This window comes from Paenarthrobacter sp. PPS72, assembly GCF_048537125.1.
Classification (GTDB): Bacteria; Actinomycetota; Actinomycetes; order Actinomycetales; family Micrococcaceae; genus Arthrobacter; species Arthrobacter nitroguajacolicus_E.
The window spans coordinates 21252-41811 of the sequence record NZ_JBLYIE010000038.1 but is presented as its reverse complement, the minus strand read 5'-3'; the positions used below and the strand labels follow the sequence as shown (position 1 = coordinate 41811).

Annotated in this window: 14 protein-coding genes; 6 read left to right on the top strand and 8 right to left on the bottom strand. The window is 62.8% G+C overall.

What is annotated here, in order from left to right; all coding sequences use genetic code 11:
• The first annotated feature begins 175 nt into the window (after nt 1-175).
• Nucleotides 176-1639: a zinc-dependent metalloprotease gene (locus tag ACLRGI_RS15440; RefSeq protein WP_419202501.1), complete on the top strand. Its 1464-nt coding sequence runs from the start codon at nt 176-178 to the stop codon at nt 1637-1639.
• Nucleotides 1640-1748: 109 nt separating this feature from the next.
• Here ACLRGI_RS15440 and ACLRGI_RS15435 read toward each other — a convergent pair whose 3' ends face one another.
• The 3 genes from ACLRGI_RS15435 to nudC are packed head-to-tail and all read right to left on the bottom strand — an operon-like array spanning nt 1749 to nt 5493.
• A complete protein-coding gene (locus ACLRGI_RS15435) occupies nt 1749-2375 on the bottom strand; it encodes a M48 metallopeptidase family protein (RefSeq protein WP_419202500.1) in 627 nt (208 codons plus the stop codon).
• Nucleotides 2375-4507 (bottom strand): ATP-dependent DNA helicase UvrD2, encoded by a 2133-nt coding sequence (locus tag ACLRGI_RS15430; protein ID WP_419202499.1) that lies wholly within the window; start codon nt 4505-4507, stop codon nt 2375-2377. The genes ACLRGI_RS15435 and ACLRGI_RS15430 overlap by 1 nt, the downstream gene beginning before the upstream one ends.
• On the bottom strand, nt 4504-5493 hold the full coding sequence (gene nudC, locus ACLRGI_RS15425; RefSeq protein ID WP_419202498.1) for an NAD(+) diphosphatase: 990 nt from the start codon (nt 5491-5493) through the stop codon (nt 4504-4506). The genes ACLRGI_RS15430 and nudC overlap by 4 nt, the downstream gene beginning before the upstream one ends.
• Before the next feature lie 193 nt (nt 5494-5686).
• Here nudC and ACLRGI_RS15420 point away from each other — a divergent pair, with 193 nt between their 5' ends.
• Complete coding sequence (locus ACLRGI_RS15420; RefSeq protein ID WP_419202497.1) at nt 5687-6859, top strand: macrolide 2'-phosphotransferase; 1173 nt, start codon at nt 5687-5689, stop codon at nt 6857-6859.
• Between the two features lie 18 nt (nt 6860-6877).
• Here ACLRGI_RS15420 and ACLRGI_RS15415 read toward each other — a convergent pair whose 3' ends face one another.
• Genes ACLRGI_RS15415 through ACLRGI_RS15405 form a run of 3 tightly spaced genes read right to left on the bottom strand, consistent with a single transcriptional unit; the run spans nt 6878 to nt 14174 of the window.
• Complete coding sequence (locus ACLRGI_RS15415) at nt 6878-10411, bottom strand: ATP-dependent helicase (RefSeq protein ID WP_419202496.1); 3534 nt, start codon at nt 10409-10411, stop codon at nt 6878-6880.
• The gene (locus tag ACLRGI_RS15410; RefSeq protein ID WP_419202495.1) at nt 10408-13761 is read right to left on the bottom strand and encodes an ATP-dependent helicase; all 3354 of its coding nucleotides are present in this window, start codon (nt 13759-13761) and stop codon (nt 10408-10410) included. The genes ACLRGI_RS15415 and ACLRGI_RS15410 overlap by 4 nt, the downstream gene beginning before the upstream one ends.
• Complete coding sequence (locus ACLRGI_RS15405) at nt 13758-14174, bottom strand: MGMT family protein (protein WP_419202494.1); 417 nt, start codon at nt 14172-14174, stop codon at nt 13758-13760. Before ACLRGI_RS15405 ends, ACLRGI_RS15410 begins: the two co-directional genes overlap by 4 nt.
• A gap of 66 nt (nt 14175-14240) precedes the next feature.
• On the opposite strand from ACLRGI_RS15405, the gene ACLRGI_RS15400 reads away from it, so the two are divergent.
• From ACLRGI_RS15400 to ACLRGI_RS15385, 4 genes are all read left to right on the top strand, one after another.
• Nucleotides 14241-14951, top strand: coding sequence for a 3'-5' exonuclease (locus ACLRGI_RS15400; RefSeq protein ID WP_014922274.1), 711 nt, complete (start codon nt 14241-14243; stop codon nt 14949-14951).
• A 312-nt stretch (nt 14952-15263) separates the two neighbouring features.
• Nucleotides 15264-16214: an ABC transporter substrate-binding protein gene (locus tag ACLRGI_RS15395; RefSeq protein ID WP_419202493.1), complete on the top strand. Its 951-nt coding sequence runs from the start codon at nt 15264-15266 to the stop codon at nt 16212-16214.
• A gap of 12 nt (nt 16215-16226) precedes the next feature.
• The gene (locus tag ACLRGI_RS15390; protein ID WP_091468678.1) at nt 16227-16991 is read left to right on the top strand and encodes an amino acid ABC transporter permease; all 765 of its coding nucleotides are present in this window, start codon (nt 16227-16229) and stop codon (nt 16989-16991) included.
• On the top strand, nt 16988-17725 hold the full coding sequence (locus tag ACLRGI_RS15385) for an amino acid ABC transporter ATP-binding protein (protein ID WP_419202492.1): 738 nt from the start codon (nt 16988-16990) through the stop codon (nt 17723-17725). Before ACLRGI_RS15390 ends, ACLRGI_RS15385 begins: the two co-directional genes overlap by 4 nt.
• Nucleotides 17726-17820: 95 nt before the next feature.
• Here the strand turns inward: ACLRGI_RS15385 and ACLRGI_RS15380 are convergent, their stop codons facing one another.
• Together ACLRGI_RS15380 and hemL are read right to left on the bottom strand one after the other, a co-directional pair.
• Nucleotides 17821-18849 (bottom strand): glycoside hydrolase family 3 N-terminal domain-containing protein, encoded by a 1029-nt coding sequence (locus ACLRGI_RS15380; protein ID WP_419202491.1) that lies wholly within the window; start codon nt 18847-18849, stop codon nt 17821-17823.
• Between the two features lie 379 nt (nt 18850-19228).
• Entirely contained in the window at nt 19229-20548 is a 1320-nt protein-coding gene (hemL, locus tag ACLRGI_RS15375) for a glutamate-1-semialdehyde 2,1-aminomutase (protein WP_419202490.1), read from the bottom strand.
• Nucleotides 20549-20560: the final 12 nt, after the last annotated feature.

The following is a 20560-nucleotide window of genomic DNA, read 5'->3' as shown; positions in this document are numbered from 1 at the left end:
CCATGGCTCCTGCCGCCAATAGCGGCGACGGCACATACCAAACATCAACACTACGCGGTCTGACGTTGCAGGACTGCTTTGCCTACAGCGAACGGGACCTGCTCCGGGCAGACAGCCTTCCGGCCGCGCGGTACGGTGAAAGAGATCACCAGCCAGTTCGACGATCGGCGGCACCATGACTTCCAACCCCAACAATCCGTCCAACGACGACGACACTCCCAAGGATCCGCTGGCAGAAATGCTCCAGAACCTGATGGGCGGCCAGGGTATGGGCAACATCGATCCCGCCGAGTTGGCCAAGGCCGCGGGGCTCCCCAACGATCCCCACCTCCTCCAGCAGATGTTTGCGCAGGTGCAGGCAATGATGAGCTCAACGTCCGAAGGTCCCGTGAACTGGCAGCTCGCCCACGAGAATGCACGACGCGTCGCCGCCGCCGGCAGCGATCCCTCTGTCAACGCACAGCAGGCAAGGGAGATCGACGAAGCGCTTAGGCTTGCGGAACTTTGGCTGGACCCGGTGACTGATCTCTCCGCCACGGGCCTGATCGGCAGGGCGTGGTCAAGGGCCGAATGGGTTGAAGCGACCCTGGGGACATGGAAACGCCTCACCGAACCGGTGGCCAACAGCATCGCCAACGCGCTGTCCAACGCCCTTACCCAGCAAATGCCCGAAGAAATGAAATCCATGATGGGCGGTGCCTCGTCCATGCTGCAGAACATGGGCGGAGCGATCTTCGGCATGCAGTTAGGACAAGCAATCGGCGCGCTTTCGGCCGAGGTTGTCAGCTCCACTGATATCGGCGTTCCGTTGGCAGACCTGGAAATGGCCCTGCTGCCGGCCAACGTTGCCAAGTTCGGGGAAGGCCTCAGCCTCCCGGAGAACGATGTTCGGCTCTTCCTTGCCGTCCGTGAAGCTGCCCACGCGCGGCTGTTCGTCCAGGTTCCGTGGCTTCGCGGCCACCTCCTTGGAGCCATTGAGGCATACGCCCGCGGCATTCACATTGACATGTCCCGCATTGAGGACCTCGCCCGCGACCTTGATCCCAGCAATCCCGAAGGCATCCAGGAAGCACTGTCCCAGGGGGTCTTCACACCGGAACGCACGCCGGTCCAAACGGCTGCACTGGAGAAACTCGAAACCGCTCTTGCCCTGGTGGAGGGGTGGGTGGACGAACTGACCGCGGAAGCTACGGACAAGGTACTGCCGTCAGCCACTGCCCTGCGCGAGACCGTGCGTCGTCGTCGCGCCACAGGCGGACCGGCCGAGCACGCCTTCTCGTCCCTCGTTGGCTTGGAACTACGCCCCCGCAGGCTCCGGGAAGCCGCGACGCTATGGGCAACCCTGAAGGAAGAACGCGGCATCGCCGGACGTGACGCAATCTGGCACCACCCGGATCTCTTGCCCACCGGTGAGGACCTCGACGATCCCAAGGGTTTCTCCGAACGTCGGCGCCTTGCCGAGGCAAGTGACAGCGAGGTTGACGACGCCCTGCAGAAGCTCCTGAGCGGCGGTTACGACTCCGCCGAGGCTGAAGATGCAGAATCCTCGGATTCGGATTCGAAGGGCAAGCCCGCGAAGGACGAGTCCGGCGATGAGGCGGCAACGGATGACACCGACCCCGGGACGCCGGGCAAGTAAGCAAGACCCCGCAAGAAACATGTGCACAACGGCCGCCATCTCCATGGCGGCCGTTGACCGTTAAAGACTCGCGTTAAGACTGCGTTGTATTAGTTAAGGCTGCGTCGTCTTAGCTGGCCGGTTCCACAGCCGAATCGCCGGGATCCTCGGACCCTGGATCTGCCGGGAGTCCCCGGGACGTAGCGAAGGCAACTCCTTCCAGGAAGGCCTTTGCCCGCTGAGTCTCAGGATATGCCTCAACCAACTTCCAGAATTCGGCATTATGCCCCGCAACCAGCAGGTGCGCGAGCTCGTGGACCAGCACGTAGTCAATGACCCATTGCGGCATGGGCTGAAGCTTGTTGGACAACCGGATAGTGCCGTCCGCAGGAGTCGCCGAACCCCACCGGGAATTCTGGTTGGCTACCCAGCGGACCGACGTCGGGACCGCGCGCCCACCGAGGTACGTCCTGGAAAGGTGCTCGGCGTGCTTGGCGAGGGCTTGGTCCGTGGCGGGACGGCGCCTGCCGGAACCTGTTTGCCGCTCCCCCTGTTTCTTGAGCTTGACCAGCATTCGCCGGACCCACTCCCGCTCCTGGCTTTTAGTGAAGCTGGCAGGGATGGCAACCACGGCTTTGCCGTCTTCCCAAAATGCGGCGACGGTTCGCCGCCGCCTGGCTGACCGGCGCACCACAACCGGAGCGCCGTCGTCGGTGGTGTGCGGAACGCCGGTATCGGAGGCGGAGGGGCGGGTCATCAAAGTTCACTACTCTCGGCGAGTACCGCCAGGACAGCTTCGCCGTAGCGTTCGAGCTTGGACGGGCCAATCCCAGCCAGGCCAGCCAGTTCCTCCAGTGATGACGGCTTGGCCTCGGCGATGGCCGTCAGTGTAGCGTCCGTGAAAACGACATACGCCGGAACATCGGCCGACTGGGCCTCGTCCCTGCGCCACTGCCTCAACGCATCAAAGGTTTGTTCCTCATATGTGGGCGGGCACTGGTTACAACGGCCCACCTTCCTCTCGGCTCCGCTGGCGAGCATGCTTCCGCACACCTTGCACGACGCCGGGACAGCAGCTTTTCGACGTGTGGGCCCTGTTTTGCTGCGTGCGTTGGCAGAAGCCACCGAATTGGGGCGAAGTCCGTCCAGGAACCGGGACGGCTTGCGGTTGGCTCGGCCACCGGGTGTTCGGGCTGTGGACCACGAGAGATTGAGGTGCTCCCTGGCCCTGGTGATACCGACGTAAAGCAACCTGCGTTCCTCGTCCACGTCCTCGGGGGTGTCTGCGAAGGAAATGGGCATGAGGCCTTCGCTAAGGCCCACCAGGAACACCGCATCCCATTCCAAGCCCTTGGCCGCGTGCAGGGAAGCAAGGGTGACACCCTGGACGGTAGGTGCGTGTTGCGCTACCGAGCGTTCTTGTAGCTCGTTGACGAACTCAGCCAAGGTGAAGGACTCACCGCGGCTGACGGCAAGCTCATCAGCCAGGGCGACCAGGGCTGCCAAGGACTCCCAACGCTCACGCAGCGCTCCGCCACTGTGTGGGGCGGCCTCCGTATATCCAAGTGATGCAACGATGTCCCGCACTATTTGGGCCAGTGCTTCCTGGGGGCCCTCCGCTACGGCGCGGGTTGCCGCGCGCAACTGGAGAATCGCATCGCGGACTTCCTTTCGCGCGAAGAACCGTTCGCCTCCCCTGAGTTGGTAGCCAATCCCGGCGGAGGCCAGGGCTTGCTCGTACGCTTCAGACTGGCCGTTGGTTCGGAACAGGATCGCGATCTCGCTGGCCTTGACACCTGTGTTGAGCAGTTCCTGAATTCTGCCTGCCACCACAGCTGCCTCGGCCTCGTCATCCGGGCACTCCATGAACCGCGGTTCCGGACCGGAAGGCCGCTGGGCCACGAGCTTGAGGGGTGGCGCCCACGCGGCGTCTGCCACCGGGCCACCGCTTCGTCGCGAGCCCAGGAGGTCGTTGGCCAACTTCACCACTTGCGGGGTGGAACGGTAGTCGCGAATAAGCTTAACGACGGTTGCTCCGGGGAACTGCGCTTTGAACCCCAAAAGATGCTTGGGTGATGCGCCGGTAAAGGAGTAAATGGTCTGGCTGGCATCGCCCACCACACACAACTCGTTCCGGCCTCCGAGCCACAAATCCAGAAGCCGCTGTTGCAGGGGCGAAACGTCCTGGTACTCATCCACCACGAAATGGCGGTATTGTTCCCGGACTGTCGCGGCTACTTTTGGATCCTCCTGGAGGATCCCCACTGTTATGAGCAGGACGTCTTCAAAGTCAATGACATTGCGGTCGGTCTTGATGTCTTCATAGGCCTGGAAAACCCTCGAGACCGCGGTGAGGTCGAAACCTCCGGGAGTTCCACGGCCTTGCGCGTTCTCCAGGTAATTGGCCGGCGTCAGCATGGACACCTTGGCCCACTCAATCTCGGCCGCGAGGTCCCTGATGGATGCGCGGTCAGTGCTGAGGCGAAGCCTGCGCGAGGCCTCGGCGATCATATTGGCCTTATGGTCCAGCAAATTGGGCAAAGTGCCGCCAATTGCCTGTGGCCAAAAGAATTGCAACTGCCGTAATGCCGCGGCGTGGAACGTGCGGGCTTGAACGTTGGCAACGCCAAGATCCCGAAGCCTGCTGCGCATCTCAGCTGCGGCACGGGCAGTAAAGGTCACAGCCAGCAGCCTTTGAGGGCTGTAGACCCCGGAGTGAACCCCATAAGCAATGCGATGGGTGATGGCGCGTGTCTTTCCCGTACCGGCCCCGGCAAGGACGCACATGGGTCCAGTCAAGGTACCGGCTACTTCTCGCTGCTCTTCATCCAAGCCGCCGAGGATGCGCTCCTCCAGTGAGCCACCACCGTCGAAAATTCCTTCGGTCACGGCTGGAGGTCTTCGATGACGCCGCCATACCAGTGCTCAATCAAGGAACGTGCGATGGACAGTCGCGTTGAAATGGTGATTTCACCGCTCAACACCGCTGCCTGCAACTCCTCACGACTGAACCACCGTGCCCGGGTGACCTCTACGCCGTCGGGCCGGGCAACGGCGTCGTCGGTTCTGGCGGTGAATCCCAGCATGAGGGAGGCGGGGAACGGCCAGGACTGCGAACCAAGATATTGGCAGGCCGTCACGCGGACGCCCACCTCTTCGCCGATTTCCCGCACGACAGCCTGCTCCAGCGATTCACCGGGCTCAACGAATCCTGCAAGCGTCGAGTAATTTTTGGCATCGACGGGCCCCCCTCCTCCGAGCAGGAGCCGACCATCAGGGCCTACCACGGTGACGATGATGGCCGGATCCGTCCGTGGGTAATGCTCAGAGCTGTCCCTGGGACAACGCCGAACCCAGCCCCCGGCCTCGATGTCCGTGGGCGCACCGCACTGCGGGCAATGCGTGTGTGTTGCATGCCAGTTGGAGATTGCACTGGCCTCGATGAACAAAGCGGTGTCGTTCGGGTCCAGACGTGCCGCGACATCCCGGAAGCCGGCCCACTCAGCGCCCAAGGGCACCGTTGCGGCGCCCGGCGCCGGAGGTTCCGCGACGGTGAACAGCACAACGGGCGTGCCTTCGGGCAACGAGGATGACGTCAGGGTGGTGCCGAGGTAAATGGCCGCAACAGCACCGGCGTCCGAGCCATTGAGAGCGTTCCAGAGGGGAGCGGCGTCTCCGAACCAGAGACCGTCAGTAGTCACCAGCGCCGTGCGCTGGGAAATGACCATGGCCTTGGCCCCACCGGAGGCGATGAGATCCTCCACCATTCCCGGCTTCATACGGACGGCCGAGCCGCGATCCACCACGGCAGGTCGGACTGGAAGAACGGTCTCCATCAGGTGGTTGGCAAGCGCCGGCGACTCCGTATGACTCATGTATCTACCGTACTGATTCGCACCGACAAAAAACATTTGGAGAGGCCCCCTGTTGTGGACACCTGCCAAGGGGTTGTCCGGTTGTGGACTAATGCCGTGTTTTTCTCCACATTTCCTGCGCATTTTCTGCGGATCTGAAGACTCGCCGCGCTGCATCATGGCCACAGGCCGCACTCAATCTACCGTGGAGAACGTGAGAAGAACACCGCTCGAACTGGCCGCCATAGCAACCGCGGCGGTGCCAGGCCTGTCGCCGACGGCCGCAGCCCACTCCCCTGATGACGACGCCGACTTCGACTCGGCGTTGCTGCTGGACGAGGACGGCAAGCGCTGGAGGGTGCGTTCACCGCGCCATCCGGAAGCCAGTACACGGCTGGAAACCGAGTACATGGTATTGCGGGCCTTCGCCCCGGCCATCCGCGCTGAACTGCCTTTCCATGTGCCCACCATCGCAGGCACGGTCCGGCAAGGTGCCCTGACGACCTTCGTCTACGCCCACATGCAGGGTTCCACCCTCTCCATTGAAGAACTTTCAGCCGGTAGCCCAGCCTTGGCCCGGGAAGTCGGCACCGCCCTGGCCGCCGTTCATGACTTGCCACTAGCCTTGGTCACCAATGCCGACCTTCCCAGTTACTCTGCCAATGAGTTCCGGCAGCGTAAACTCAACGAGCTCGACCAAGCGGCAACCACGGGCAAAATTCCGGCGACACTGCTCCGCCGGTGGGAACACGCCCTGGAAGACGTTGCCCTTTGGCGTTTCAATCCCTCAGTGGTCCATGGGGATCTCCATGAAGACAACCTGATGGTGCAGGACGATACCGTGACGGCCCTCACCGGCTGGACCGATCTCCGGATCGGCGATCCCGCGGACGATTTCGCTTGGTTGGTGGCATCCAACGAAGCCTCGTTTGTCGAGGCCGTCCTGAGCCACTACACCCAGGCACGCCGCGAGCTCCCTGACGCCCATCTTCTCCGCCGCGCCGCACTTCTGGCCGAGTTTGCCCTTGCCCAGTATCTGGTCAAGGCCATGGCAGCCGGGCACCAAAGCATGACGACAGAAGCAGAGTCCATGCTCCAGACACTCGCCGATGACATTGACGAGCAGGTGCGCCGTGACCAAGAAGCTGCACAGGCCGCAGCGGAAGCAGCTGAAGAGGACAATGCCGCTAAGTACGAGGTCGTTGAGTTGAAGACATCGGACTCCTCGGATGACAAACCCGCCGTCAGTGTCGCTGCCATTCCAGACGCGGAGTCAGAGAGCTCCGCGGAAGGCGACTCCGGCAGGACATCGGTCCAAGACGACACCTCCACCGCCGCCATCAGCGTGGTCACTGTGACGCCGCTTCACGCGGCCGAACGTCACTAATACCTGGCCCCCTGAATTTCAGGGGTTGTTCTTCAAAGCCTTCGCAACGATCAGCTCAAGTTCCTCTGCGCTGCCGAGATCGTGTGGACGAACGACGGCGTCATCCGCAACGTAGTAGAAAGCGGCACTGACATCGTCCAAAGGGACGTCCTTGAGTCGCGCCCACGCTAGCCGGTAAACAGCCAGCTGCACCGCCCTGGTCGCCAGTTGTTGACCTGCGGGGCGTCGACCGGTTTTCCAGTCAATGAGTTGCCAGCGGCCGTCGGCATCACGGAACACGGCGTCGATGCGCCCACGGACCACGAGATCGCCAATCCTGGTTTCCACTGGTACTTCCACGAAGGCAGGAGCGCGCTGGGCCCACTCGGACTGCTTGAATGCGGCCACCATCTCATCCAAGCCGTAGGCCTCGTCGATGTGGGAGTCCGAACCCGGCGCCTCATCAAGGTCCAGCATCCCCGTCGTCCCGAAATACTCCTCGACCCAAGCATGGAAGGCCGTGCCTTTTCGCGCCGAGATCCCCGGTTCGCGGGGAACCGGCCTGCGCAGCTGCGACAAGACAGCGGCAGGGTCGGCATTGAGGTCAACGAAGAGTGAGGCAGAAATGTGGCTGGGAAGGTGAACGTCCTGAACAGTCTTCAGCTGGCGCTGGCGATCCAGGAGTAGTTCTGCCTCCTGGGACCATTTGCCGGCGGCACCAGCGAAGTCATTCAAAGGTGAGTCGCCGGGTTCCTCCAAATACTGGCGGACCATGGCTGCAGCCTGATCCATGGCGAGCCGTCTGCCCGGAGTCAGCCTCAGGCGCGCGCCGGTCCGCGGATCTGAAGGCCCCTCCAAGGGATCATAGGGGAACAGGGCAACCTCGAGCGCCGCCGTCAACGGGCTTTCTTCGGGCAAGGCCTCCTCCGCCACCGATTCCGCATGGACCACCGCACTGACCACAGCACTGCCGGGCGACAGCGTACTGCCCGCTGACTGCATCCGGCCGGAGCCGGCTTCCTCCACGGCAACTCCGGCAAGCGGCGCCAATTCGGAGAGGAATGTTGACATGCCAGCCATTCCCGACCGCGAACCGTTCCAGGCGGCGCTGGATGCCCATAGGACGAACTTCGCTCGCGTGTAAGCGACGTAGGCGAGCCTTCTCTCCTCGGCTTCACCGTGGTGCTGGACCTCCGATTTGAAGTCTTTTTCTGCATCCAGCCATCCCTTTTGGTCAGGCTGATCGAAGTCCCACTGGGGAAGATCTGCGCGATCACCCCGCAAGGGCCATGGCAGAGCCGCGGCGCCGGTGCTCCACCGCGAATCCCTGTTGCTGGGGAAAGAACCTGCGTTGAGGCCCGGGACAAAGACCACGTCCCATTCCAAGCCCTTGGAGGCGTGGACGGTCAGCAATTGCACTGCTTCCCGGTTAGTCTCAACGGGGGCCACATCCAAGCCGCCTTCCTCGGAGGCCGCTGCCTCCAACCACGACAAGAACGCCAGCAGATCAACGCGCTGGGATGTCTGCAGGAAACCGGCCGCGGCATCCTGGAAAGCATCCAGATTGCGGCGCGCCTGGTGAATGCTGATTCCCGGCTTGGCCGCCACCTCGATATCCAGCAGCATGGCACGTTCCACTTCGCCAAGAAGTGTGGTGAGGTCGTCTCCGATGTAGCTCCTCAGTGAACGCAACTCTGAAGCGAGGCGCGTCAGCCGGTCCAGGGCAGCAGCGCTCAGGCTCCTCCCATGGCCGGAAGTCCAACCTGGCCGAGGCAGGAAATCCAGGGCCTCCACGAGGCTTGCGGCATCGGTGATGTCGCTTTCAACCACTGCCCCTTCGGGTTCTTCATTGCGGTCAAAGGATTCTGTTTGGGCTTCCGGCGCCGACCGTCGGCGTGCCAGGAAGCGGGACCAGTCACTGAAAGCCATCAAGTCTGCCGGACCTATCCGCCACCGCGCCCCGGCCAACAATCTCATCAGCGCATCGGAACGTCCTGGATCGGCAAGGACCCGCAACGTCGCTACAAGATCCACGATCTCAGGGGTGTCCAGCAAGCCACCAAGCCCAACGATCTCGTACGGAGTTCCTTGGAGCTCGAACTCGCGGCGAAGGCACTCCATCTGCGCGCGTCGGCGGCAGAGTACCGCCACGGTGGGTTTGACGGGCGTGCCGTCCTTTTCCTCCTCGAATACAGTCCGCTGGTACCGACGCACGTCGCGGCCTATCACGGCGGCCTCGTCTTCATCTGTGGCAAAGCGACCGATCACCACTTGTCCATCAACTGCCGCAGGGCTTGGTACCAGCGGGGGCACTGAGACATTGCCGGCGGTATCCCTCTCCCCGGCCGGCCCCTCGGACGCTGCCGCCCTGTTCAAGGGCGCCGCGATGGTGTTGGCGGCTTGGAGGATGTTCCTTCCGTTCCGCCAGGCAGTGGTCAAATAGGAGGTTGGGGCAACGGAATAAGACTCAACCTGGCCGGAGCGGTCCGCCTGCCGAACGGGAAACTCCTGCACAAAGTGGAAAAGTTGGCCTGCAGAGGCGCCACGGAAGCCATAGATCGACTGGTTGGGATCACCTACCGCGGTGACGGCATGGCCTTGCCCGAAAAGACGCGAGAACAAAACAAGCTGTGCGTGTGAGGTGTCCTGGAACTCATCCAGCAGCACCACTTTGTAACGGGCACGTTCAGTGGTTGCAGCAAGGGGAATGTCGCTTGCGATGCGTGCTGCGAGCGCCACCAGGTCACCAAAATCAAGGACGCCGCGCTGGCGCTTCGCTTCCTGGTAGCGGACCACCATGTCGCCAATGCTGGCGCGCGTTCGGAGCATCGCCGCAAGTTCCGCAGCCGCCTGGGTGGGATTCTTCCTGGCTCCGGACACATAGGGAAGCTGCTCAAAGGTCCGAACGCGTTCCAGGACCCAGTCCCTCACTTCCCCCGGATCCTGAAGGTGCTCGGCGCACTCCCCCGCAAGTTGGATCACTGCATTAACGAGGGTGGATTTGGCGGCAGTGAAGTGCTCGTAGTCACCGTCATAGGCTTCCACCACTTCGCTGGCCAGCTGCCAGGACTGCGCCCCGCCCAGCAAGACCACATCCCGCTCGATACCCAGGCGCAAGCCGTAGTCCGAAACGATGCTGCTTGCATAGGAGTGGTAAGTGGACACCTTAGGTTCGAGGTCGTCGGCGCCGAGGAGTCCCTCCGGGAAGCCTATGCCGCCGTCGTCCGCCGCCGCTATCCTCTGGAGCGTGGCCAGCTTGGACCGTATCCGGCTTGCCAACTCTCCGGCCGCCTTGCGGGTGAACGTCACGCCGAGCACTTCTTCAGGACGAACCCAGCCGTTCGCCACCAGCCAGACCACACGGTCTGCCATAGTGGCCGTCTTTCCCGAACCTGCTCCGGCGATGACCAGGCGCGGTGAGAGAGGCGAGGCAATAATGGCTGCCTGCTCAGGAGTCGGGTGGTTCTTCTCGCCAAGGATGTGTGCAAGTTCAGAGGGTGAGAACCTTGGCTCGGGAACTGCCTCAACGCCCAGGGCGCTGGAGGCAAAGCCGTCCAGGAGTTCGGTTGTCATTCGGTGACCTGCTTTCCTCTGGCGCACAACGGGCAAATATCCGGAAGCCGGCATCCATGGCCGCCATGCCCTCCCTTGCCGGGATCGTGCCGGGCTTCAAACGTCGCGCCGGCCATCAGCGCAGCGGCCTCATTCACCAGGCCCTCGGCCCAGTTGTCCGTCGGATCCAACGGGTCCTGCTGCTGTACTGCGGGACTCTTGGTCTTTGTCCCAAGTTGGGCCAACACGGCCCCTCCTGGGATGAAGCCGCCGGCGGATGCGGTAAGGGAACCGGCGTCGGGGTTGTTGTCCCCCGTCCCGGCGTCCTGGAAGGCACCCCTGAGGACTGCGGCCTGGTAGGCACCTAGTTGCGGGTGCTTGGCAACCTCGGCTTTGCCGGGTTGCCGTTTGCCGGTCTTGAGGTCCACGATGACGAGCCTGCCCTCCGAATCGATCTCAAGGCGGTCCACTTGACCCCGGAGGACGGCGTGGCGTGTGGCCTGATCTTCCGGAGCCGGAGAGCCGTTAACGCCGCCGGCATCCACGGAGACCTCAGGAAGCTCGACTTCAAAGTCGTGCTCTACGGCCAGCAGGCTTCTGCCGTCGCTGCGCATGATGAGCACATACTGGGCCAACTTACGAACCATCAGTTCCGCCCGCTGGAAATCAAGCTTTCCTTCCCAGTTGTCCTTCATGCCCAAGGCGGGCCAGCGGCGTACGAGTTCAGCCACATACTCGGATCCTGAAGCATCGGGAAGTTCCTGCGCAATGCTGTGGACCAAGGTGCCCAGACTGCGCGCGAAATCCGTGGCGGCTTCCCCTCCCGCTGCTTGGACGAACCAGTCCAGAGGGGACTTATGGACAGCTTCCACCTTGGACGGCGACACGGAGACCGTGCCGCCAGGAGGCACCACAGCCTCCTGGGAGCTCAGCGCTGCCAAACCCCACCAGGAGTCCGGATGGGCACCTGGAACGGGTGGCTCCGTGCTGGCGAGCCGTGCCAATATCCGGGCGGCCTCATGCGAGGCTCGCGGGTCTCCGCCAGCAGCCTCTTCGGACTGGACGTGCTGCCGCAGTTCCGCGACGAGTGCCCGCAAGGTCATGGGACGGTCAACAGGGGTGTAATCGCGCCTGTACTCGCCGGAACCCAGCGGCGCCACGTAGTCCAGGAAAGCCGAGGGTTGCTCATCCTCAGATGACACAGCCGTGCAGATCAATACTTCGCGGGCTCGGGATACTGCCGTTGAGAAGCTCCTGAGTTCGTCGTAACGAATGTCCCTGAGCCTGCTCAGGGGCCCCCGCTTAAGGGCGTAGTCCACTCCATGTTCCACTGCGTCGGCGTAGACGGTGCTGCCCAGCAGCTCTCCACGTAAACGCGTGTTTGGCCATACACCTTCCTGGAGACCGGCCACGATCACCACCGGCCATTCCCGCCCGGCTGCACTGGCGGGAGTCATGATCTCCACGCAGGCCTCCAGCTGCGCCCGTGCAGCAAGGGTGTCCATGGGAAGCTCCTGGTTCAACAAATAGTCCAGGAACTGTTCGGGACCAGAGCCGGGCAACTGGTCCACGAAGCGTTCAGCGGTGTGGAACAGGGCCATCATGGCGTCGAGGTCGCGATCTGCGCGTGCCCCGGCGTTGCCGCCTTCAAGCGCCATTTCTGCCCAGCGCGAAGACAGCCCGGTGGCGTGCCACAAAGCCCAGAGAACAGATTCCGCGTTCGCGCCGGGTTCCTCTGCAGCCGCGGTGCCCGCCGCGATCATGCGGGCAAGGCGACGGGCAGAACTGCCTTCAATACCCAGCGAGGCCAGAGCCCCCGGCTGTAGCAGGGCCTCAACCAGCAAAGCGTCGCTGGAGCGGCCACCGCCGCCCAAGAGTTCCTCACGGCGCAGGGATTGCCGGAGCCTGCGTAGTTCGATTGCCGTGGCTCCGCCGATGCGGGACGTCAGGAGCGAAACTGCCGTTTCCGGCGTCAGCTTCGCCGGATCCAGGACAATGGCAAAGGCCTCCAACAGCGGACGAACCGCTACCTCGTCACGGACAGCGGAGTCGGCCACGGGAACACGCACCGGGATCCCCTGGCCACTCAGATAACGCTGCAACCGGGAAATTTGCCCGCCGTTCCGGACGATCACTGCGATATCGCTGAATTCCCGTGCCTCCCTCAACTGCGCTTCGAGGATGCGCTGCGCAACATATCTCAGTTCGTGAACGGCTGACGGCAGCACGTGGCCCTCCACCCGGCCATCCCGGGCAGTTGCCGCGAGCGTGCCTTCCGGACGGTGGGGTTGTTCCATTTGCCTGGCCAACTGACCACCGGAGCGCTGCGATATACGGTCCGCGACCCGCAACCACGCTTCAGCTACCTCGGGCTTGTGCCTGTGCGTCACCGAGAGCGGACGTTCCAGAACCTTTTCCTGCCTGCCGCCCAGCAGCGTTGGCAACTCTGCGACCAGGTCCGGGCGTGCGCCGCGGAAACCTTGCACAACGGTATCCGGTGAGTAAGTCACTACAGCGTCTTTGCCTTCCCCGATATCCGCAAGAAGCTCGAAAACTGCAGGATTCGATTCCTGGGCATCATCCACCAGGATCAGTTGGAGACGTTCCCGCTCGGCGGCCAGGAATGCCGGCGAATCCTGGAAAATCTGCCGGGCGGTGGTGATGATTCCGGCAGGGTCAAAGGCCTCGGGCATGCGGAGGTCCAGGACGTCCCGGTACTCGCTGTAGAGCTCGGCTGCCGCCATCCAATCAGGCCGTCCGCACTCGTAGGCCAGCCCGACCAAGTCATCTGCGGTGCGCCCTGATTCGATGATGCGGTCGAACAGCTGCCGGATCTCGTGACGGAAGCCTCGGGTAGGAAGTGCAGCGGCAAGATCCTCCGGCCAAGGGAGCTGGAATCCGGGACGGGAGTGGCCCTCCAGCAACTCCTTGATGATGAGGTCCTGCTCCGGGCCCGAGAGAAGCTTCGGTGGCCGTGCCAGCGGCAGGATGCCTTCAGCTTTCGCCCGCCGGATGACGTCAAACGCGTAGGACGCCCAAGTGCGTGCCGGCGTCGTACTGAGGCTGCGGTCCAGCCGGCCGGTGAAGGTGTCGCGCAAGGCCGCTGCGGCGTGGCGCCCGGGAGCGAGAACGAGAATCTGTTCCGGATCCAAGCCGTCCTCACGGACGCGGCGGACCGCGGATTCCACCAGCACCGTTGATTTGCCCGTGCCCGGCCCTCCGGGCACAAGGACGGGCCCGCTCCCCTGCCGCAGGGAAACGACGGCACTTTGGTCCGGAGACAAAACAGGGGCCGCGTAGTGGGTCTCACGCGGCGGGAGCAGGCGGAGGGCTGCCGGTGCTTGGCGGGTTTTGGCAGGAGTGGCGGTCACACAGTCATTTCATCATCGGGCACCGACAATTTATGGAGTTGACGCTCCAACTGGTCCGAGATCACATCAAGTTGGTCGAAATCCGAGTCGGTAGGCGCCCATCGGGCGGCTGTCAGGTCCACGCGCCAACGGCCTTCGCCCGTCCTCAAAAAGGCATCGTAAGCGCCATGCAGCGGGGTGGATTCTTCCAAGTAGTGCCGCAGGGCGTCTGCTTCATGGCCGGGAGGTGCTTCGCCACTGGCTCGAAGAACACGCCACCAGGCGACGGCACTTCCGTAGTGGCTCATCACGGCGCCCACCTGCCGCGGCCCGCCGGACCCCAAGAGCTCGGCGACATCACCGTAGGCGACCGCCGAACCCGATGGAACAAGGTCCACGACGGCAAGAACTGCCGTCACATATTCCATCCGCATGTGTTCAGCGTAACGGCAGGAGTGTCGTGCCCGAATACTGTCCGACCCAGCCGGTAGCTTGAAGACATGAGCTCCTGGAACACCCTCTCCCGTGCCGCATTCGACCTCGAGACCACCGGGAAAAACTCACGGTCAGCGCGGATCGTCACCGCTTCCATCACTGTTGTGGATGCCCACGGGGAGCTCATCGCAGAGCACGAATGGTTGGCCGATCCCGGCGTTGAGATCCCCCTCGAAGCCAGCGAGGTGCACGGGGTCACCACAGAGAAGGCCCGCGCAGAAGGTCGCCCCGCAGCAGAGGTCACCCGTGAGGTCGCCGGGGTACTCCAAGGACTGTTCGACGACGGCACTCCCGTTATTGCTTTCAACGCCAGCTACGATTTCACGGTGTTGGCCGCAGAGTCCGCACGCTATGGCGTTCCCCAACTCAGCCGCTTCCCCGTGCTGGATCCATACGTAATGAACAAGCAAGTGGACCGTTACCGCAAGGGAAAGCGCACCCTTACAGCTCTGTGCGAGGAATATGGCGTTGACCTGACCAACGCCCACACCTCCGCCGCGGACGCCCTTGCCACGCTGCGCGTGTTGGATGCCATGGCCGGCAAGTTCCCCAAGCTACAGATGCCGGCGTCAACGCTGCATCAGCTGCAAGTAGACTGGGCAGCATCCCAAGCTGCTGATTTCCAACAGTATTTGCGCCGCAGCAAGCCCACAGCCGTCATCGAGGGCGAGTGGCCGGTTCTTCCGCCTGAGGATGCAAGCCGGGGCGGCTTCTAGCTCGCCGCTACCTGTGTGCGACACAAGTCACATCAATTACCGGGAACCTCCAAGTCCGGGTTGGCCGCGCGCGGATTCCACCTGAAGCTCCTCAGCCGGTACAGAGCACAGCCAGAGCGGTACTTGATGGGAACATTGTTCGGATAAAGCGAGTGCTGGCAACCGTTTCTTCGATTCACCACGCCTTCGTGGGCTGGTGACATAATTAAGTTTGGCGGGTTGAAGTCTGCTAGGACAGCCAACCTTCGTTTTGCTGCCGCATTCCCCGCCCACTGCATAACGTCTCCGTGACTCGATGAAAGTGATTTCTTCATGAAATTCAAAGCCCCTAAGTGGCTGTCTGTTGCCCCCGTGGCCGCAGCCCTGGTGATTTCCCTGGCAGCATGCGGCGGAGGTACCTCCGAGCCCAGCGGCTCCCCCACTGACGCCCTCGCCGGTAGCGACCAGAAGTCGCTGGACACGTTCACCACGGCTGAGGTGACGCCGCTGGACCAGATCGACAAGTCCAAGCTGGGCCTCATCACCGACGGCACCCTGCGCGTGGGCACCCTCTCCGACGCCCCGCCGAACATCTTCATCGATCCTTCCGGCAACTTCACCGGTTACGACAACGAGCTCCTGCGCGCCATTGGCGACAAGCTGGGCCTCAAGGTCGAGTTCGCTTCCACTGACTTCTCAGCGCTCCTGTCCCAGGTGGGCAACAAGCAGTTCGACGTCGGATCTTCCTCGATCTCCACCACGGACGCCCGCCGCAAGACGGTCGGCTTTACCAATGGCTACGACTTCGGTTACATGGCAATCGTGACCAAGAGCGACTCCAAGGTCACCGGCTTCGCCGACGTCAAGGAAGGCCTCCGCATCGGCGTTGTCCAAGGCACCGTCCAGGACGACTACATGACCAACACGCTCAAGATCGAGCCTGTCCGTTTCCCTGACTACAACACGGTTTACGGGAACGTGAAGAACGGCCAGATCGACGCTTGGGTTGCTCCTTCCCAGCAGGCCGACGGCCAGGTCAAGGAAGGCGACAACACCAAGATCGCCGAAAAGGTCGTGAACACCCAGAACTTCACCGCTTATGCCGTGAACAAGGACAACCAGCCGCTGATCGACGCGCTGAACTCCGGCTTGGACGCTGTCATCGCTGATGGCACCTGGGCCAAGCTCACGGCCGAGTGGTACAAGGACCGTCCGACAGCCGCCGAGCAGACCCCCCAGGGCTGGAAGCCGGGCAGCAAGGCCGTCCAGCTCCCCACCAAGTAACCAAGGCGTTCCATGGATATCCTCAATCAACTAGCCGACACCTTCTTTGACTGGGAGGCGATGGGCGAAGTCATCCCCAAGATGTTCGCCGTCGGCCTGCCCAACACCATCGTCCTGGCTGTCGTCTCGGGCATCATCGGGACCGCTCTCGGGATGCTGCTCGCCTTGATGGGGATTTCCCGGAACGCGGCAGCACGGTGGGTAGCCCGAATTTACACGGACATTCTCCGCGGGCTACCACCGGTGCTGACCATTCTGGTAATCGGTTTCGGCTTCGGCCCGATCATTCGAGAACTGACGGGATCCACGAGCCCGTACCCCATGGCCATTGCCGCCTTGTCTTTGATGTCCGGCGCGTACATCGGTGAGATCTTCCGTTCCGGCATTCAAAGCGTGGATAAAGGCCAGCTCGAGGCCACCCGCGCCCTGGGTTTCAGCTACGGCTCGTCCATGCGCCTCGTGGTGGTGCCACAGGGCATCCGGCGCGTACTTCCTGCGTTGGTCAACCAGTTCATCGCGTTGATCAAGGAATCGTCGCTGGTCTTCATGCTTGGCCTCCTGGCAACAGAGCGTGAGATCTTCCAGATCGGTAAGGACGCAGCTGCCAACAGCGGCAACCTGTCCCCGTACGTGGCAGCAGCCATCTTCTACCTGGCCCTGACCATTCCGCTCACGCACTTCGTGAACTTCATTGACGCCCGCATGCGCGCCGGGCGCCCTGAGAAGAAAGAACCGGACGAGGCAGCGGCCGTCGTTGGAAAAGGAGCGCAGGCATGAGTGAATTCGTATCAGGGACCTTGACGGCGAAAAATATCCACCTGTCCTTCGGCAGCAACCACGTGCTCCGGGGCATCGACCTGCACGTCGAGAAGGGCACCACGGCCTCCGTGATCGGCCCGTCAGGCTCGGGCAAGTCAACGCTCCTCCGTGTCATGAACCGACTCATCGAGCCGGACCAGGGCGACATCCTGCTGGATGGACGTTCGGTACTCAAGGACAATCCGGACGAACTGCGCCGCCGCATCGGCATGGTCTTCCAGCAGTTCAACCTGTTTCCGCACAAGACGGTGGCTGAGAACATCTCGCTGGCACTGCGCAAGCTCCGCGGCATGTCCAAGGAGCAGGCGCGCGACGAAGCCCTGGCCCAATTGGACTTGGTGGGTTTGAAGCACAAAGCTGACTCACGTCCGGCAAATCTTTCCGGTGGCCAGCAGCAGCGTGTGGCGATTGCCCGCGCACTCGCCATGAAGCCTGAAGTGATGTTCTTTGACGAAGCTACGTCCGCGCTGGACCCGGAGCTCGTTAAGGGCGTCCTGGCCCTCATGGCGGATCTGGCCCAGGGAGGAATGACCATGGTGGTGGTGACCCACGAAATGGGCTTCTCCCGCAACGTCTCTGACAAGGTCACCTTCATGGATGCCGGCGTGGTGGTTGAATCCGGACCTCCGGAGCAGCTGTTCACCAACCCGCAAACGGATCGCCTTCAGGGCTTCCTTTCGGACGTTCTCTAAGGACTTCTTCCAAACGCGGTTGTTCCCGTTGCAAAGAACCCCGCCTTCCGAAATGGAAGTCGGGGTTCTTTGCTGTCCGCAGTGACGCGGAGCCGCTATTGACCGGCTTTCACCCGCAACACCGTGAGCGCGGCGGCGTCCACCTTTGCCAGGAAGGCAGGATCTGCTGAAGCCTTCTGCACCACGGCCTGGTGCATGGCCGGAATGCTCGTGGGATCGGCGCATACCAGCATGGTTCCGCCGGCATTAAAGAAGTTCAGAGCCCGCTCGGCATCGGACCACGCTTCCAATTGGGCGGCGCTGCACAGGTCATCGGATAGGACAATGCCTTTGAAGTTGGCGTCAGCACGCAGCATGGTGTCCATAACTGTCGGCGAGAACGGTGCGATGTTTGCGGGGTCGATTTTGTCATAGTAGGCATTCGAGACCATCACCCACTGAGTGCCGGATGTGATGGCCGCATGAAACGGCTCCAGCGCGGGATCGTTCCGTGTAGTGGAGGTGTCGCGGACATCTTTGCTGACGTCAGTGTTGGGAACCACTCTGCCCAGGCCCGGGAAGTGCTTCACCACTGGAGCAACGCCCGCGTCCTTCATCCCATCGGCAAAAGCGTTGCCCAGCAGCGAGACGGTGGCCGGGTCATAGCCGTATTCCCGCTGAAACTGGCCGATGGGGGCATTGGAGGGTGCAAACTGCGGGCTGGTCACTGTGTCCAAAACCGGCGCCAGGTTGACGTTGATGCCTACGCTGCTGAGTTCCTTCCCCCATGTTGCAGCATCCACGCGAAGTTTTTCAGCACCGAAAGACGCCTGGACCAAGGCCGTGGGAATCGTGGAGAACCCAGGACCGGAGAGGACCTGGACGTATCCGCCCTCTTGGTCTGTGGCCACAAAAAGGGGTATCCCGCCGGTTGTAGCGGCAGAGACAGTGCCTGTCAATGAAGAAACAATTGCCGCCGTCGGGGCAGCTCCGGCCTTGCTGCGTCCGCTGAGGTAAACGTTGCCGGCGTGATACTTGGTCAGCGCCTCCATGGTTCCCGGTTCGGCACCACTGGCCTTGGCCGCCACCATGAAGAGTTGCCCCACCCGCTGCTCAAGGCTGAGTGCCGAGAGTTGCTGCTCCACGGCCGACGGCGTGCTCGGCGCTGGTGCAGGTGCAGGCGCGGCGGAGGCAGGCGGGGAAGGAACCGCCGACGGAGCGGTTGACACTGCTGGCGCGGATGTGGGAAATGGCGTTCCTGATGGCGAAGAAGGAGCCACTGAAGGCTGACCTTCCGCCGGGCTTTGGCCGGAGTCCGCTATGCCACCGGAACAACCGGAAGCCCCAAGCAGAAGGACTCCGGCAGCGGCGATGCTGACACTCAATGATGCATTGGATGGTGACTTGCGCATGGTAAACCGTGAATTCGTTGGGGGTGGGTTTCCATCTACGAGCCTACCCCGGGAGAAGCGACGATGCCCCGGGCAACTGCTTTCAAGCAGCCCTCCGGGGCATCACCAATGGCTAGGCCGTAGCGCCGGCTGCGGCTTTCGCTGCTGCCGGGAGGGCGTCGATAATCCGGTTCATCGCTGCGTCGTCATGGGCGGCGGAGAGGAACCAGGCTTCGAAGACGGACGGCGGGAGGTAAACGCCGGAGTCCAGCATGGAGTGGAAGAACGGGGCGTATCGGAAGCTTTCCTGCCGCTGGGCGTCATCGTAATTGTGCACGCCGTGGGCAGAGGTACCGAAGGCCACGGAGAACAGGTTGCCCGCCCGTTGGATGGAGTGGTCCACGCCGGCGTCATCAAGGGCTGAGGAGAGCGCGGCAGAGAGTTCCAGTGAACGGGCATCAACGTACGCGTAGACCTCAGGGGTTGCGTTGGTCAGCGTTGCCACACCTGCGGCCATGGCCACGGGGTTTCCGGACAGCGTACCCGCTTGGTAAACCGGGCCGATCGGGGCGAGGTAGTCCATGACGTCGGCACGCCCGCCCAGGGCCGCCGTCGGCATCCCGCCGCCGATGACCTTGCCGAAGGTGAGCAGGTCCGGAGCCCAGCCTTCCTGGCGGCCGGTCAGTCCCCAGTATCCGGCGTAGCCGGTGCGGAAGCCGGTAAGGACTTCGTCGAGGATCAGGAGCGCACCGTGTTCCTTGGTGATGCGCGACAGGCCGGCGTTGAAGCCTTCGCCGGGAGTGACAACGCCCATGTTCGCCGGAGCCGCTTCTGTGATGACGGCAGCGATGTTCTGGCCATGTGCGGCGAAGGCAGCCTCCACGGCGGCGAGATCGTTGTAGGGCAGAACCAACGTTTCAGCTGCAGTAGCCTCTGTGACGCCTGCCGAGCCGGGCAATGCCAACGTGGCGACGCCGGATCCGGCTGCTGCGAGCAGCCCGTCCAGGTGCCCGTGGTAGCAACCGGCGAACTTGATGATCAGGTTGCGGCCGGTGAAACCGCGGGCCAAGCGAACGGCCGTCATGGTGGCTTCGGTGCCGGTTGACACCATCCGCAAGCGTTCGACGGCGGCCACCCGGTCCTTGACGATCGCGGCAAGGTTGGCCTCGTCCGGAGTGGAGGCTCCAAAGGAAAGGCCGCGGTCCACAGCTGCGTGGACGGCGTCGAGTACGGCGGGGTGGGCGTGGCCCAGCAACGCCGGCCCCCATGAGCAGACGAGGTCTACGTATTCCTTACCATCGGCATCCGTCAGGTAGGCGCCCTTGGCGGAGACCATGAATTTCGGGGTGCCTCCAACTGACCCGAAGGCCCGCACAGGCGAGTTCACGCCGCCGGGCATCAGGGACCGGGCACGGTCGAACAGTTGGTCGGACACGGGGGTGTTTGAGGTCATGGTTCCTATTCT